Consider the following 14,326-nt stretch of genomic DNA (forward strand, 5'->3'; position numbering starts at 1 on the left):
GGCGCCGTGGCCGGCGCGGGGGTGGGTTTGGCGGCCTCCACGGCAGGCTGCGATGCGCTGGCTTCCTTGCGCCGCAGCGGCGCTGGCAGCCAGGCGGGGCGCTTCCAGGCCAGCCATCCACCCGCCGCGGCAAGGACGAACAGCAAGGCGGCCAGGCCGATCCACAGGCTGTTGTTGGACTCTTCCTTCAGCACGGCAGGGCTCAGAGGCATGCCTGGCACGAGTGTGACGGTCACGTTCTCATAGGCCAGCCCTTCGACGCTGCGTGCCACCATGTTCTTGATGCCGGCGACCAGCCCTGCCAGGTTGGCGCTCTCGCGGTACTTGATGAAGACCGAGGCGCTGGCCGGCTTGACCGAGGATGCCAAGGGGTCGTTGTTGGGCAGCACGATGTGCACCCGTGCGGTGACGACGCCGTCGATCTGCGACAGCGTGGCCTCCAGCTGCTGGGCCACACCATAGATGAAGCGCACCCGCTCCTCGGTCGGCGTGGAGATGAGGCCTTCCTTCTTGAACATCTCGCCGAGCGTGACGTGGCGCTCGCGGGGCAGGCCATAGGACCTCAACACGGTCAGCGAGCGCACCACATCGTCCTGGTCGACCTGCACATTCCAGGTCTTGCCGGCATCCGTGGTGGCCTTGCTCACCTGCACGCCGCTTTCCAGCAGGGCGGCCACCATGTCGTTGGCATCGGTCTCCGTCTGCTTGGTGTAGAGGTCCGTCTTGCAGCCGGTGAGGGCCAGCAGCAGTAGCAGCGGGATCAGCGCGCGGCGCGCGAACTGGCGATAGGTCGCCGCGCGGGAGCAGAGGGATGGCGCCATGATGGATGCTTCGCTGAAAGGGGTTTATTGGTTGCGCATGAGCGTCTGCAGGCCGTTCTTGGCGGTTTGCGCAAGGCTGCTCATCGCCTGGACCTGGAAGTGGGTGCCGGCGAACTGGTACATGAGCGTGACTTGGTACGGTGTCAGGTCTACCCCGGGGGGCTGTTCGATGGTTGCCTGCATGAGTGCTGCAGTGTCCTGCATTCCCTTGCGCATGGACTCGTCCTGATTGATCAACATCTTGCCCAGTGTGGAAGGGCCTTCGACTTCCACGGAAGACGGTGGTGGCGCGTCCTTCATCATGCTGGCGAATTTTTCCGCGAGGGCGCTCATGTTCATCGTGGGGGCAGATGCCTGTTCAAAGATCAGGGAACTGGATGCCTCGCTAATGCTGCCAATGGGGGCCATGGTGAATTCTCCAGGAATGAATGGATCAGGCGCGCATGAACATGAAAGGCATCTGGAAGTTAGACACACTCGCGGTTTCGTCAGGGCCCTGTGCTTCGGCGGTGCCCTGAAAGTTTCCGGAAGCCCTGTCTCTGTTTTTTGATCAGCCCACTTACCAATTGGAGTGCGAAGGGGCTGGCACTTCCTTGCTCCAACTCGTTCAGGGTAATCATCCATCCGCTGTCGCGGAGCAGGAATTGGCAGTTGGCAATCATGCCTTTTGCTGAATCCCATTCCGTGGGATGGTTTTCGAGGCCGCGTACCAGTTGGATGCATTCACGATAAGCACCGCGGCGGAAGGCGATCCAACCGGCGGTGATGTCGAGTTCCGCAAGTTTTGGCCGCAGTATGCGAATTCCGGCCAAGAGGTCCGATGCTTCGTCCGGCATGTCTTTGTCAATGACCTGATAGACCAGTTTGATTAAAGCGGAGACAAATTCCTTGCGCTCAAATTTCGGGTTCATGGAGTACTCCTTCTAAGGTGTGGGTGGCATGGAGCCGCGTGCATCCTTGCACCAACTTCGGTGCATGGTCCGCCTCAGCGTTCATTAATACGAAGTATGAAGCGCAAGCCAAAATGACCACGATCGTTGTGGTAACTGGGCCATCGCCTGCAGCCTTGAATGGAGGATGTTCGAAGTCCATGGAGGTTGGATTTTTATCCGTAAAGGCCGGTGCTATTAGTTCGCGCTTTGTGCCAGCTTTTCGGTAATGCTTTTAGAGTGTTTTTGAAATGTTTCGGCAACGCAAGACACCAAAGTGCTCCTGCCTTTTTTCAAACTTTCTCTGACTTGCACGTCGGTCAAGTCATCTTGAATTTTCTGCTGCCGATTCAGATCGGCTATCAGCGCTTGCGTCTTACCATCTGGTGCAGAAATCATTTTTTACTCCGTAAAATTAAATCGACACGAGTTGCGCGCCGTGTCATGGTGACCGCAAAGCACTGATCAGATCGAGTTGAGATATAGAACCTGCTCGCCACAATTAGGTCAGAGGCAGAGGCGGCGCTGCGCCGTTGGCAGATGGCCGATACGGCGCGGCGCGGCGCGTTTTATGCTTGTCCTGCCAGTTTTTCGGCATTGCCCTTCGCGTTCTTGCCGTACGCTTCCGCCATGGACGATCGCACGTTGTTCTCTGCTTGTTTCTCTTGGTTCTTGATTTGCGCCTTCGTCAGGGCATTTTGATTTTCTTGCTGTTGATTCATTTCACGAATCAGGTCATTGGTCTTGCCGTCAGCGCCGTTGGTACGAGTCGTCATGTCTAAGCTCCTAAATATGCGGAAGATTCCGCGTTACTGAAGGCCACACCGCGTGACCTTCATTCGTTGAGGCATGTCGGCGGGATGCCGGCATGCCAATTCTGTTAATGAAGGGCCACCCTTCGGTCCTGCTGGCCCACGTACTTCAGCACCCCGAAGGCGGCTTCGCGCACCTCCTGGTCTGCGTGGGTGGCCAGCACGTTGTCGATCCAGTAGCGCCAGCCCCGGTCGCCGCCAAAGAGCATCGCGACGGCCATGGCGATCTTGTTCTCGCCGTTCTGAGGTTCTTCCTCGATTCGCGCTGCGAGGGCCTCCCGCGCTTCGCCCAGCTGGCCGGCCATCGCCATGGCAACGGTGCGGTACAGCGAGTAGCCGTGGGTGTCTTCGAGCGTCATCTCGACGGTGGAGTGGATGGTTTGCGCGTCTTCGCCCACCCGGTAGATCGTGCCCAGCAAGCCCACGGTCATGAGGTTGCGGTAGATCACCGGATATGCGCTCTTGGCCGCGGTGGGTGCTTCGAGGACCAGCATGGAGGGGCTCCTTGTGTCTCAGACGGCCAGGGTGGTGCCGTGCAGGGTTTCCCAGATCCGCTGGATCACGCGCTGCGACGCGTAGAACGCCTGGATCAGTTGCGAGACGAGCTGGCGTTCCGCATCCACCTGAGTCGCTTTCAACATCGCGCTGCTCTCATCTGCGATCTCGGCGAAGTAGCGGATCATGGCCCGCGCACGGTCGCCACTCTTGTCCTCGGTGAGCGCCTGGTCCAGATTGGCGAGGTCGCTGAAGATGATGGATTCGTTGGAAGCAGTCATGGTGTTGGCGTTCGTTGGGTGAGGGGTTAACGGGAAACCGACCAGTCGTTGGCGGCCAGGCTCTCTGCATTCGGCGGCGAGAGGTGCTTCACGCCGTCGCGTGTCTGTACGTACTGCAGGTCCCCGGTGTTCATCAGCGCGCTCATGCGCTTGACGCCTGCAGGGGGCAGTTCTGCTGCGCTCACGTCGATCCGCTTGACCAGCGGTGCCAGGTCGGACGCGATGCGCGTGGCGCTGTCCTTGAGCGCCGACAGGTTATGTGTGTCGCCGGTGACGTTGAAGCGCCCTTCGCCCAGGTGGTGGACACGGAGTCCCGGGCGTGCAATCGCGTCGGCGATGCTTTGCTCCACTTCGGTGCTCGTCGCATACGCGTGCACGATGCGTTCTGACTTGAAGGGTGCCAGCAACTGGCGTACCGTATCGGCATCCGAGGCTTCGGCCAGCAGGCCGCGCACGACGACGCCATCCGCCTGGGCCATCACCTCCAGACCGGAGACCGGGGCCGTCGCCAGAGCGCGCTGAACCCGCACCAGGAGCGGCTCCTTGGGCACCGCCTCACGGGCGACGGCGTCGGTGGCGGGGCGATCCTTCTTGGAGGGGGTCAACGGCGCGACGGCCGCGCTCAGCGCCGCGGTCATGAGCGCGGTTCCCACCACTGCCGAAAGCACCACCGGCGACACCTTGCGGCGCTGGGGAACGACCACGGGGACCTGGCTGAGACGGGCGATCAGATCGACGCTGGCGGGCCAGGTGGCGTTGCTGGGTCCGGTGGACAGCACGATGTCACCCATGCGATGAGGAATGAAGTCCTCCATGGGAAGCCATGCCGGTGCAGAGCCTTGTGGCGACAGCGCGAACTGAATCATTCCGTCCTCTCCTGCTTCGATCAACATCGCATCCGAGGTCCAGTCGGTGAGCTGGATATCTGCTGCGTCTTCCGCGCTGATCAGGTAGCGCGTTGAGGTCAAATTTATCTGTGCGCCGGCATGCTGGCCGGTCAGTATGCGAAGCTGCTTCATGGCTTGCGAACCTCGTTCAAAAAGGCGACAGGGGCGGCGGGCGAGCCGTTGTTGAGAAGGCGCGGCGTGATGAGGAAAAGCCGCTCGGTGCGCTGCGTCTGGCGCTCGTTGTTGCGAAATGCCCCGCCCACGAGCGGCAGCTTGGAAAGCCCGGGAACGGCGTTGTTCTGGGACTGCTCCGACTCCACGGTGATGCCCCCGATGAGCAGGCTCTCGCCCTCGCGCACATGGGCTTCGGTGCGGATCTCGGTTTTCTTCACGATGGGGACCTGGTCCACCACGTTCGTCTCGAACGCTCCGTCTTCGATGTAGAGCGTGAGCTTGATGTTGTTGCTGCCGTCCATGCGGGTGACCTGCGGCGTCATCTCCAGCAGTGTGCCGGCCTCGATCTGGAACAGGTTGGCTTCCAGATTGCCGGCCACCCGCACGGTGGCCACGCGTTTTTCGCGCATGACCGCGGTCCGGTTGGCGACGCCCATGACGGACGGCTTGGACAGCACGCGGGCCTTGCCCTCGCCCTGCAGGGCGTTCACGCGGGCCAGCAGATGGCGGCCCGCGTCGGCCACGATCGTGCCCAGCGCCGCGGCAGGCATGAGGCTGTTGGACAGGTTCATGCTGATGTTGGTGTCGCTGCCCCGCAAGGTCCAGTTCACGCCCAGCGCATCCACGCTATCGGAGTTGACCTCGATGATGGTGGCCTCCAGTTCGACGAGCTGGGGTTTCTGGTCGAGCCGGCGGATCAGGGTCTCGAACTCCGCCATGCGGTCGGCACGCCCGAAAACCACGACCGAGTTCGTGCCCTCGTCGGCCTCGAAGCGCGGCTGGTTGTCTTCTTCGGGGTTCTTCGCGGGGGGCGTCAGCGGCCGCAGTTCGGAGGCCGGCGTGCTGGCGTCCTGGTTGGTGGCGCGCGGCAGCGGTGGCAGGAACTGGTTGGCCGAAGGCAGGGGGATGTAAGCACCGAGCTTTTTTTCGCGTGGTGTCTCCGTCCTTGTCCATGAGGCGTGCCAGCGGGGTGGCATTGGGGGTGTCTTTTTCGCGTTCACCATACAACTTGCGAAGCATGGTTGCTACGCCTGGCACGGTGGCATTGCCAACGGCCCGGTCGCCTGCAGAAGCGAACTGCAGCCCAAACACACGGACAGTGCGGGCGTTGTTGTCCGTCACGCCCGCGTCGAGCGCCTCTAGTGCGGAACTTACGAGTTCTAGGTGGCGTGGCGGGCCGGACGCATACAGTGTGCTGTTGACTTCGTTGAAGCGGATGGGGTACCGCTTGTCACCCAGGTCGAACGACTGCAGCAGTTCGGCCACTTGTTCGCGGTTGAAGCCCTTGAGCCGGAACATCCGGCTTTGCAAGGCGCGGCCCGGGTAGAAGTACAGCGCCGAGCCGTCGTGGTACCACAGCAAGTTGTAGGCGCGTGAGACGCTGTCCAGGAATTCCCGTGGCTTGAGATCGAAGTTGGCATTCACCACGCCTTCCACGCCGTCAGCCACGATGGCAGGGGTTCCCCGACTGGCAGCGAAGTCCTGCAGCACGTCCGAGATCCGCTTGTTCTCCGCCCGATAGACGAAGCGGCCTGTCTCCCAGGGAGCCATTTCCGAGGTGCTGGGCGGCATGGGCAGAGTGAGCGCGGCAGACAGCGGAGTCGCCCGGGCGGATGGCATGGCCACTGGCCGGGTGGACACGGAGGCATCGCTTTGGGTGCGTGCCGGCGTCAAGGCGGTGAATGGGCCTGTGGCGTAAGCGAGGCCAGACAGGCTGCCTAGCTGCTGAGACATTTTCATGTAGCTCGGCGAGGGTTGCGCAAAGGCGGCCCCGGTGAGGGACAGGGCGAGCAGCACAGCGGCGAGGGTGTCGCAGTGAACGGCGCCCATGCCGCAGGCCGAGAAGGCGGATGGCTTGCGTGGGATGGGGGCGGTGGATTTCAACGCGTACTCCGGTTCGTTGGGCTGGCAAGCGAAGAGTAGGTGGGGGAGCCCACCGGTGCGCCCGTGAAGGCGAACAGACGGACAGTGGTGCGAAGGCTGCGTGCCAAGGGCTCTGGAGTCCTTGCCCAATTTCTTCCCGAAGTGATCGACATGGCGCTTACAGCGGTTGTGAGGCTTGTGCTTCGCCTTTCCGGTCATCGTTTCGACTATTGAGTCAGCGTTGCCGCCCGATGCGGCTGCAATGGGCGCAGTTGTTCGTGCCTTCGCGAAAAGCGGATTTGCATGTTCCCTGGCACCGCCTCAATTCCCAAAGGAGAAGACCGATGAAATCATCTCAGCCTGCCGTACTTGACTTGCGCAGCGAACCCTATACGCGTGGCTATTACCGCGTCCTTTCCCCTGCACAGATGAGCGTGGCTCTGGAGTCGCGCGGTGTGTGCGGGCCCGATCTGTCGGCCCCTCTCAACTGCTTTGAATTGGGAATGGGTTTTGGCTTGCCGTTGGTCGCGCATGCCGCGTGCTTTCCACACATGCGCTTTTACGGCAACGATTTCAATCGCCAGCATGTCAGCTATGCGAGCCAATTGGCCAAGGATGCAGGCTTGACGAACGTAGAGGTTTTTGAAGATTCCTTCGAAAAACTACTTGATCGTGATCTGCCCCCCATGGACATCATCTCCATGCACGGCGTGTATTCTTGGATATCGCCGACGGTACGCAAGATGGTGGTGCGGTTCATCGCAGAACGCTTGCGCCCGGGGGGGGTGTTTTATGTCAGCTACAACGCGCTGCCCGGCTGGGCTGCCCAGATGCCATTGCGGGAACTGGTCAACTTGCATGGTTTGCGTCAAGTGCCTGTCGGTGCAACGCCGGTCGAGCGCCTGTCACAGACCCTCGATTTTCTGGATGACTTCGCGCGTGTGAATCCGACGTATTTCGAGCAGGACCTCTCGGTGCGAGCGCGTTTGGGCGGCTTGCGGAGCCTCGATCCACACTACGCCGCGCATGAGTATTTCAATCCGGATTGGCACCCCATGCATTTCCACCAAGTTGCCAATGAGATGGCGGATATCGGCCTGGAATTCGCAGCGCCTGCCTTGTTGTCTGAACAGGTGGACAACGCAATCCTTTCCCAACCCACGCGAGACCTGCTGAGTTCAGTTGGCGACCCGGTACTGCGCGAGACGATGCGCGACTTCGTTCTGAACAAGTCTTTCCGGTGGGACCTCTACACCCGTGGAGCCCCGCTCGCGAGTGTGGAACAAGCCGACCAATTTCGTAAAGACAGGGCCTGGATATTGTCGACTGCGCGAAGCGAGGGCAAAACGGGCCCACTGGTCGAGGCGACCACGATGTACATGGATGCTCCCACCACGTGTCGTCTGCTGGATGTGTTAGCCGAAGGTCCTGCGACTGCCCGAGAGCTGTCGCTCCAGCCTGGACTCGAACAACTGGATGCGGACTACATCGTGGATGCGCTGCTGCTGCTGGAGGACGAAGGCCAGGTGCATCCGGCGCTGCCTGTGGCATTGCGAGACAGTGCACGGGATTCGGTACGCCGGTTCAATACGGCTGTCATGCAACGCCCTGCCGACGATGGCCTGCATTACCTTTCCTGCAGTGCAAGTGGCCGGGCCATGGGCTGGTCAACGATTGCCCTGGCGCAGATTCGCGCGGCCTACCAGGGCGCGTTGACTGTAGACGACATGGTTCTCGCCATGCGGCCCCGGTTCGAAGGCGATGGCGATGGCCAGGTGCCGGCCCAGCAGCTGGCGCACAGCGCCGGCCGCTTCTTTGCCAGCCGTGCCCCGGTGCTGCGCCACCTGGGGCTGTTGTGATGGTGCGCTGGCAGCGTCACGCGCTGGTGGCAGCGGCGGCGCTGCAGGCGTGTGGCGCCAACGCACTCATCGCCTACGACTGCTGGGTGAAGGGGCCGGAGTCCGATCCGGTGCGCGTGGCGTTCGACATCGCCAAGCGCTACCCGGCCATCGTGGGGCAATGCCGGGCGGTCGAGCTGCCCGACCCGCCGGCCGACCCGGCAGACGCGGACGATCCCGTGGCCAGCGCGGCCGCCGTGGCGAGCGTGCGCGTGATCCGTGCCCCACGCACTGCTGGTGCCGTGCCGTCCGGCGCGGTCTGGCCCACGGCGATGGTGACGCCCCGTTGGCGCCACGAAGCGCTGTGGCCAGTGATCGAGTCGGCCGCCACCCGCCATGCCATCGACCCGCACCTGGTCCAGGCCGTGATCGAGGTGGAGTCGGCCTACGCGCCCAACGCACGGTCTCCCAAGGGCGCGCTGGGCTTGATGCAGCTGATGCCGGCCACCGCCGCGCGCTTTGGCGCCCCGTCCTCCGCCGACCTGTTCAAGCCCGCCGTCAATGTCGAGACCGGGGTGCGCTATCTGCGCTTTCTGGCCGACAAGTTCAGTGGCCAGACTGAACTGGTCCTGGCTGCTTACAACGCGGGCGAGGGGGCGGTCGTGCGGCACGGCTACAAGATTCCCCCTTTCGCGAGACGCAGGATTACGTGCGCAAGGTGCTGGACAGGTATCCCGCCACCCGCTGATTTCCCTGATTTCCACGAGGGCCGCGACATGATCGCCGGCCCTTTTTTTTCGTTCGCTCGGCAGCGGCGGGCAAGAAAAAAGGACGATGGCCTGGGGCATTGCCCAGGCCATCGTCCCCATTGCGTCTTCGAGGGGTCGGTCAGGCCTTGACGGAGACCTGGACGCTCACGCTCACCCGCAGCTCGATCTGCACGATGCGCTGCTGCTCACGGGACTGAAGGCCCTGAAGCACCTGGGCCAGCAACTGGAGAATGCCGGCGCTCGAAGCCGGCGTGCCACCCACGCCAGGCACTTCGCCGCGCGCGGCGGCCAGCAGATTGCCGACACCCGATCTGCCATCCGCGCCAGGCACATCGTGGGTTTCGATGGCCTTGTAGGTGTCGGGGTTCTGGAGCATGAACTTCGCGGCTGCCGCCACTTGGGGCGGTGCCTTGCCGCTCTCGGCGAGCTGGTAGAGGCGGTCCGGTGTCATGTCCTTGCCGCCGAAGGCCTTCGCCAGCAGTCCGGAGTGGCATTCCAGCATGTGATCGGCCAGGATGCGCGCGGCGCCTTGCCCGTCCAGCGGCGATGGCTGCACGGGCCGGGTGGGCCGTGAAGCGCCGTTGGACTGCGCGGTCCCCTGGCCCGTGAGCAACTGCAGGAGTTGCAGCAGCGCATCAAGCACGGAGCGGCTCGCGCCTGCGGTGCGTTGCGCCGAGCCGCCTTCGACGCCAGGGATCTCGCCGCGCGCGGCCGCCAACAGGTTGCCCAGGCCGGACTTGCCGTCGGCGCCTGGCACGTCGTGCGTCTCGATGGCACGGTAGACGTCGGGGTTCTTGAGCATGAACTTCGCGGCGTCGGCGACCTCGCCTTGGCCCTGGCTCAGCTGGTAAAGGCGGTCGGGCGTCATCGCGCCGCCTTCCTGCAGCAGCAGATCGGCCAGGGTGTGCGCAGCGCTCTGGCCATCCAGTGGCGGCCGGGTGTTCGAGGTGGCCTTGAGCAATTGCACCAGCAGTTGGAGCAGTGTCAGGAGGGCCTGTGCGGAACCGCCGGCCCGGCCCGGAACACCGGGGATCTCGCCGCGGGCGGCGGCCAGCAGGTTGCCCAGGCCGGACTTGCCGTCGGCACCGGGCACGTCGCGCGTTTCGATCGCGCGGTAGGTGTCGGGGTGCTGGAGCATGTACTTCGCGGCTTCGGCCACCTGGCCCTGTCCCTGGCTCAGCTGGTACAGGCGGTCCGGCGTCATGGGCTGGGTCTTGGGCAGAAAGCGCTTGCCGAAGAGGTGGAGCGCGCCACCGGCTTCCTGCACCATGTGGTTAGCCAGGACGCGTGCCGCGCTCTGGCCATCCAGCGGTGGGCTTGGCTCCGCGTGCGCCTTCAGCAGCTTCAGCAGTTGCTGCAGCAGCTTTTGCAGGCTGTCCAGGGAGTCCGTTGCGCCCTTCACGGCAGGGATCTCGCCGCGGGCGGCGGCCAGCAGGTTGCCCAGGCCGGACTTGCCGTCGGCACCGGGCACGTCGCGCGTTTCGATCGCGCGGTAGGTGTCGGGGTGCTGGAGCATGTACTTCGCGGCTTCGGCCACCTGGCCCTGTCCCTGGCTCAGCTGGTACAGGCGGTCCGGGGTCATGGGCTGGGTCTTGGGCAGAAAGCGCTTGCCGAAGAGGTGGAGCGCGCCACCGGCTTCCTGCACCATGTGGTCGGCCAGGACGCGTGCCGCGCTCTGGCCGTTCATCGGCTGGGCCTGCGCCGGCTGCGGCTGACCGCCCTGGCCCTGGAGCTGCGCCAGCAATTGCCGCAGCAGTTGCAGGACGCCGCCCCGGGCGCTGGAGGCCTGGCCGCCCACGCCGGGGACCTCGCCCCGCGCGGCCGCCAGCAGGTTGCCGATGCCGGATTTGCCGTCCGCGCCAGGGACGTCATGGGTCTCAATCGCGCGGTAGACATCGGGGTTCTGGAGCATGAATTCCGCAGCCGCCGCCACCTCGGGCGAGGCTTTTCCGCCCTCGGCCAGCTGATACAGCCGCTCGGGCGTCATCGCCTGGGGCTTGAACAGGCGTGCCAGCGGCGACGCGTTCCCCTGGAGCATGTGATCCGCCAGGATGCGGGAGGCATCCCGCGCGTCCATGGGCGGCTCGGCAGGGGCGGACCGTTGCTGGGCGCGGGGTGCCACCGGCGCCACACGCTCCGGGTCGGCCAGGGGCTGCAGCGTGGAGCCGCCGGTGGGCTGGGGCGACGAAAGCCCTGAAAGGGCGCCCTGTGCGGCCGCCTCGAAGTCGTCCGATTCCGACAGGCCGTCGGCTGCGCCCCCGTCGTTCGTCTCGATCTGGCGATAGGACTCGGGGTTCTGGAGCATGAACTTCGCCGCCGCCGAGACGGTGGGCGAGGTGTCGCTGTTGGGCCGTTTGGCCAGTTGGAAAAGCGTGTTGGGGTCGATGGAGGGCACATGGTTTTGCCGCATGAAGGCCGCGATGGCGCCGGAGGCGGCCTGCTCGTTCATGGGGACCGCGCTCTCTGGCGTGCTGTCCTGCAGTTGCGCGTCGTAGCCGCCGCGCGCCGCGAAGTCGAAACTGGAGACGTCCGCGGTACCGTCACCGCCGGAAGGGTCCAGCAGCGCGTAGACATCCGGGTGGGTCAGCATGAAATTCGCCGCTTCCGAGACGTCCTCGGGCGTTTGGCCCGAGGTGTTGCGGGCCAGCCCGTAGAGCCCATTCGGCGTCTGCATTTCGATGCCGTTCTGGTGCATGTATTTCGCCAGGGCTGCCGCGGCCTCCTTGGTCTGCGCGGCCGTGTTGCCCGCCGTCTTGCCGGGCTGGGAGCGCCCGATGGTGATGCTGAGAGAGGCTGTGTAGCCGTTGACCGTGGTGTTCATGGACGCCGCCTTCGTTGGACAACGGAGGCGACCGCTTGCGGCCACGCTCCCTGCCAGGGTTGAGAAAGGTGTCTCGGAGTTCGAGACGGAATGAATGGGAAAACGTTGTGCTTCGCGACCCCGAAAATCACTGCGTTGACAGCGGTGCCGCGTGGATCGGATGCGGCCTGCAGCAGGCCTGCCACGGGGCCCGGAACCCCTGCGGTGGGTGCCGGGCCACCAGGGTCAGGTGGTGGGCAGGGCCTGGTCGCGAAACGGCAGCGCCGCATCGGTGAGCAGCCACTGGATCAGGTGGGCCGGGCTCAGATGCTCGGCCAATGCGATGGCCTGCGCCGACAGCTGGACCTTCGTGTCGCCCAGCCCTTGCTGCACCAGGGCGCGCGCGGCTTCGAGCACCAGGGGCCTGGCCGCCTCGATCGTGCCCGCGGGGTCGCCAGCGTCCACCAGCCGGCGGCGTGCATGCACCGGCACCTCTGCCAGCCGCACGATCGAGGCGATCAGCGCGGCTGAAGGGGCCATGCCTCCGGGGTGAAAGCCTTTCTGGGCGTCGACCAGCAGCCATTCGCGCTCTTCGTCGATGCACGCGATCGCGTCGCCGCAGACGGGGGGCACGGCTGGGCCCGACAGGCCGCTGGGAGCGCTCAGGCGCTCGAAGTCCGCGCTGTTGGCGTGCACCTGCGAAAGCCGGTTGTCCGAGAACAGGCGAAGGGTGCGGTTCAATTCCCGCCCCTCCTGGCCTGCCAGCGCCTCCAGCCGCACCAGCAGGCCCTGCACGGCCATGTGCCGCTGCGTCAAAGCGCTTTCGCAACCGGGCAGCAACAGGTTGCTGGACACCCAGAGCCCGGAAGAGCGGGGGAATCCGTCATCCAGAAGAATGGGAGGCTGGACCATGGACACGAGCCGCAGGCGACGCCCGCGCCGTCATGGGGAACGATCCGGTGCGCTCCAGCGCCCCAGGCCTGGGGCGGCTGCCTGTCGGCGGCGCTCATTGAGGGTGAAGGCATGGCGATGCTCCGAAGAAGGCGGGACCCGCCGCGCGCGCGGCTGGCGCGCCATTGCGGTGGGGGCGCGGGTACTCGGTCTTGCGCAGGCCGCCCTGCGGCGTGATGCGGTAGATGATGTCGTCGCCGCGGGCTTCGATCCGCTGCCAGCCATGGCGCTCCATGAAGCGCAGGCAGCGGTGGTTGTCGTTCTCCACCGCGACCAGAATCTCGGCTTTCAGCGAAAACAGCCACTGCAGCGCCGGCTTGAGCAGCAGGGCCCAGAGGCCGTGGTAACGCGGCAGCACCGCGATGTGGGCCTGTTCTCCATCGAACAGGATGCCGCCGATCGGCGCGCCATCGGACTCGAAGCCGATGGATGGGCATTCGGCGTAGAACGCGGCGAAGGCGTCGCGGGTGACCGTCTGCGTGTAGTCCTGGGCGCAGCCCGCCGCGTAGCGGGCTGAATCCGCGTCGTAGAACACGCCCAGGTCGGCCTGGGGAGTGAGCTTCAGCATGGCGGCGGCCCTATGCGAGATCGCCAGCGATCTCGGGCTCCAGCTGGAGCAGTTCGCGCATGGATTTGCGCACGTGCTCGTCGCCGCTTTCCAGGCAGCTTTGTGCGTGGTAGTGCCAGGTCGGGTCGCCCAGGATGTTCAGGCACAGGGCCTTGAGTTCCGGGGCGGTGTCCTCGCCCAGCGTGTTCAGGTACTGAAGGGCCTCTTGCGTGTAGCCCCGCTGGATCGCGATGAGCACCGGAAAGATCAGGTACTCCTCGGTGTCCGGGCTGAGCGCATTCAGCTCCTCCAGCATGGTTTCCGCTTCGTCCAGCTGGTTCTCGCGGATGGCGTTGACCAGGGAGACGGCCAAGGCGGCGATGGGATCTTCGTGAACATTGGAGTCGTCCATGGTCATTGCCTTTCAAAAGAATGGAGGAAGAAGCGTCCGCGTCAGGCGCGGATGTGCATGTGCATGTCGATCGACACGCGGGTTTCGGTGGTGCTGGCGGGCAGCTGGGGCAGCTGTGGCAGTTGCGGCAGGCCCTTGCCGAGGGACAGGCCCGCGGCCACCCCCTGGTTGGCGGTGTCGATCACCGACTGCATCACGCCGCTGATCACGTCCTTCACCACGGACTGGATGCGGTCCTGGATGCCGGCACGCAGGTCCGAGCCCAGCTGGCTGCCCACGCCGCCAGCGCTCGGCGACGATGCGCCGCCCGTCGGTTGCAGGCCCTGCAGGCCCTTGGCCATGACCTGATCGACGATGCCCTGGATGGCCTGGTCCGCCACGCCGAGCAGCTTTTCCTGGATGGAGTTCTGCAGGCCTTGCTTGAGGTCCGAGGCCACCTGGCGGCTGCCCGACTTCAGGCCCGTCGCGTTGCGCGGGCTGCTCACGTTGGACAGCGTGTCCTCGAGCACGCCCTGGCCGAGCGCTGCCAGCGCGCTGTTCTGGTCGAGCCCCAGCTTGGGCAGCAGCGTGTACAGGGCGGCTTGCACAGCGGCCTGGATGGCCATGTCGACGGCGTTGTGCACCGAGTTCTGCACCGATTCCTTGACGGCCTCGCGGCGGGTCTGCGGCGGCACTTCGTCCGGGCCCTGGGCCTGGCGCGAGCCATCCGCGCCGCGGCGGCCGCGGGTCTGCACGGCCGTGCTGGC

16 protein-coding genes and 1 pseudogene are annotated in these 14,326 nt (G+C 64.7%); 2 read left to right on the forward strand and 15 right to left on the reverse strand.

Annotation, left to right across the window (positions count from 1 at the left end):
- From sctJ to AC27IQ_RS11570, 10 genes and pseudogenes are all read right to left on the reverse strand, one after another.
- Positions 1-821 (reverse strand): type III secretion system inner membrane ring lipoprotein SctJ (sctJ, locus tag AC27IQ_RS11525; RefSeq protein WP_487089549.1); only part of this gene is annotated, 821 nt, incomplete at its 3' end.
- A gap of 24 nt (positions 822-845) precedes the next feature.
- Positions 846-1,229, reverse strand: a complete 384-nt coding sequence (locus AC27IQ_RS11530) for a type III secretion protein (RefSeq protein ID WP_487089550.1) — start codon at positions 1,227-1,229, stop codon at positions 846-848.
- An 80-nt stretch (positions 1,230-1,309) separates the two neighbouring features.
- Positions 1,310-1,732 (reverse strand): HrpB1 family type III secretion system apparatus protein, encoded by a 423-nt coding sequence (locus AC27IQ_RS11535; RefSeq protein WP_487089551.1) that lies wholly within the window; start codon positions 1,730-1,732, stop codon positions 1,310-1,312.
- Positions 1,733-1,948: 216 nt separating this feature from the next.
- Positions 1,949-2,149, reverse strand: a complete 201-nt coding sequence (locus tag AC27IQ_RS11540; protein WP_487089552.1) for a hypothetical protein — start codon at positions 2,147-2,149, stop codon at positions 1,949-1,951.
- Between the two features lie 170 nt (positions 2,150-2,319).
- Positions 2,320-2,526: a hypothetical protein gene (locus tag AC27IQ_RS11545; protein WP_487089553.1), complete on the reverse strand. Its 207-nt coding sequence runs from the start codon at positions 2,524-2,526 to the stop codon at positions 2,320-2,322.
- Between the two features lie 104 nt (positions 2,527-2,630).
- Positions 2,631-3,056, reverse strand: a complete 426-nt coding sequence (locus tag AC27IQ_RS11550) for a hypothetical protein (RefSeq protein ID WP_487089554.1) — start codon at positions 3,054-3,056, stop codon at positions 2,631-2,633.
- Between the two features lie 18 nt (positions 3,057-3,074).
- A complete protein-coding gene (locus AC27IQ_RS11555) occupies positions 3,075-3,338 on the reverse strand; it encodes a hypothetical protein (protein ID WP_487089555.1) in 264 nt (87 codons plus the stop codon).
- Positions 3,339-3,364: 26 nt separating this feature from the next.
- Positions 3,365-4,357 carry an HrpD5 family protein gene (locus AC27IQ_RS11560; protein WP_487089556.1) on the reverse strand — a complete coding sequence of 331 codons (993 nt, stop codon included), beginning with the start codon at positions 4,355-4,357 and terminating at the stop codon, positions 3,365-3,367.
- Complete coding sequence (sctC, locus tag AC27IQ_RS11565) at positions 4,354-5,376, reverse strand: type III secretion system outer membrane ring subunit SctC (RefSeq protein ID WP_487089557.1); 1,023 nt, start codon at positions 5,374-5,376, stop codon at positions 4,354-4,356. Before sctC ends, AC27IQ_RS11560 begins: the two co-directional genes overlap by 4 nt.
- 211 nt (positions 5,377-5,587) lie before the next feature.
- Positions 5,588-6,481, reverse strand: a pseudogene (locus AC27IQ_RS11570) (hypothetical protein); the annotation flags it as partial.
- 125 nt (positions 6,482-6,606) lie between these two features.
- Between AC27IQ_RS11570 and AC27IQ_RS11575 the strand changes: the two are divergent.
- A complete protein-coding gene (locus AC27IQ_RS11575; protein ID WP_487089558.1) occupies positions 6,607-8,121 on the forward strand; it encodes a methyltransferase regulatory domain-containing protein in 1,515 nt (504 codons plus the stop codon).
- Positions 8,121-8,999, forward strand: coding sequence for a lytic transglycosylase domain-containing protein (locus tag AC27IQ_RS11580; RefSeq protein ID WP_487089559.1), 879 nt, complete (start codon positions 8,121-8,123; stop codon positions 8,997-8,999). Before AC27IQ_RS11575 ends, AC27IQ_RS11580 begins: the two co-directional genes overlap by 1 nt.
- Here AC27IQ_RS11580 and AC27IQ_RS11585 read toward each other — a convergent pair.
- From AC27IQ_RS11585 to AC27IQ_RS11605, 5 genes are all read right to left on the reverse strand, one after another.
- A complete protein-coding gene (locus tag AC27IQ_RS11585) occupies positions 8,989-11,691 on the reverse strand; it encodes a hypothetical protein (protein ID WP_487089560.1) in 2,703 nt (900 codons plus the stop codon). The genes AC27IQ_RS11580 and AC27IQ_RS11585 overlap by 11 nt on opposite strands.
- 225 nt (positions 11,692-11,916) lie before the next feature.
- Positions 11,917-12,582: a hypothetical protein gene (locus tag AC27IQ_RS11590; protein ID WP_487089561.1), complete on the reverse strand. Its 666-nt coding sequence runs from the start codon at positions 12,580-12,582 to the stop codon at positions 11,917-11,919.
- A gap of 94 nt (positions 12,583-12,676) precedes the next feature.
- Positions 12,677-13,189, reverse strand: a complete 513-nt coding sequence (locus AC27IQ_RS11595; protein WP_284431045.1) for a GNAT family N-acetyltransferase — start codon at positions 13,187-13,189, stop codon at positions 12,677-12,679.
- A 10-nt stretch (positions 13,190-13,199) separates the two neighbouring features.
- Positions 13,200-13,580: an HrpB1 family type III secretion system apparatus protein gene (locus AC27IQ_RS11600; protein ID WP_272565598.1), complete on the reverse strand. Its 381-nt coding sequence runs from the start codon at positions 13,578-13,580 to the stop codon at positions 13,200-13,202.
- Between the two features lie 41 nt (positions 13,581-13,621).
- Positions 13,622-14,326: hypothetical protein (locus AC27IQ_RS11605; protein ID WP_487089562.1), on the reverse strand; the 705-nt coding region annotated here is incomplete at its 5' end.

This window comes from Acidovorax sp. KPB24-07, from assembly GCF_057543315.1.

Excerpts from the sequence above, each read along its gene's own strand:
- AC27IQ_RS11530 (WP_487089550.1), bottom strand. The coding sequence starts at position 1,229 with ATGGCCCCCATTGGCAGCATTAGCGAGGCATCCAGTTCCCTGATCTTT.
- AC27IQ_RS11535 (WP_487089551.1), bottom strand. The coding sequence starts at position 1,732 with ATGAACCCGAAATTTGAGCGCAAGGAATTTGTCTCCGCTTTAATCAAA.
- AC27IQ_RS11540 (WP_487089552.1), bottom strand. The coding sequence starts at position 2,149 with ATGATTTCTGCACCAGATGGTAAGACGCAAGCGCTGATAGCCGATCTG.
- AC27IQ_RS11545 (WP_487089553.1), bottom strand. The coding sequence starts at position 2,526 with ATGACGACTCGTACCAACGGCGCTGACGGCAAGACCAATGACCTGATT.
- AC27IQ_RS11550 (WP_487089554.1), bottom strand. The coding sequence starts at position 3,056 with ATGCTGGTCCTCGAAGCACCCACCGCGGCCAAGAGCGCATATCCGGTG.
- AC27IQ_RS11555 (WP_487089555.1), bottom strand. The coding sequence starts at position 3,338 with ATGACTGCTTCCAACGAATCCATCATCTTCAGCGACCTCGCCAATCTG.
- AC27IQ_RS11560 (WP_487089556.1), bottom strand. The coding sequence starts at position 4,357 with ATGAAGCAGCTTCGCATACTGACCGGCCAGCATGCCGGCGCACAGATA.
- sctC (WP_487089557.1), bottom strand. The coding sequence starts at position 5,376 with ATGCCACCCCGCTGGCACGCCTCATGGACAAGGACGGAGACACCACGC.
- AC27IQ_RS11575 (WP_487089558.1), top strand. The coding sequence starts at position 6,607 with ATGAAATCATCTCAGCCTGCCGTACTTGACTTGCGCAGCGAACCCTAT.
- AC27IQ_RS11580 (WP_487089559.1), top strand. The coding sequence starts at position 8,121 with ATGGTGCGCTGGCAGCGTCACGCGCTGGTGGCAGCGGCGGCGCTGCAG.
- AC27IQ_RS11585 (WP_487089560.1), bottom strand. The coding sequence starts at position 11,691 with ATGAACACCACGGTCAACGGCTACACAGCCTCTCTCAGCATCACCATC.
- AC27IQ_RS11590 (WP_487089561.1), bottom strand. The coding sequence starts at position 12,582 with ATGGTCCAGCCTCCCATTCTTCTGGATGACGGATTCCCCCGCTCTTCC.
- AC27IQ_RS11595 (WP_284431045.1), bottom strand. The coding sequence starts at position 13,189 with ATGCTGAAGCTCACTCCCCAGGCCGACCTGGGCGTGTTCTACGACGCG.
- AC27IQ_RS11600 (WP_272565598.1), bottom strand. The coding sequence starts at position 13,580 with ATGGACGACTCCAATGTTCACGAAGATCCCATCGCCGCCTTGGCCGTC.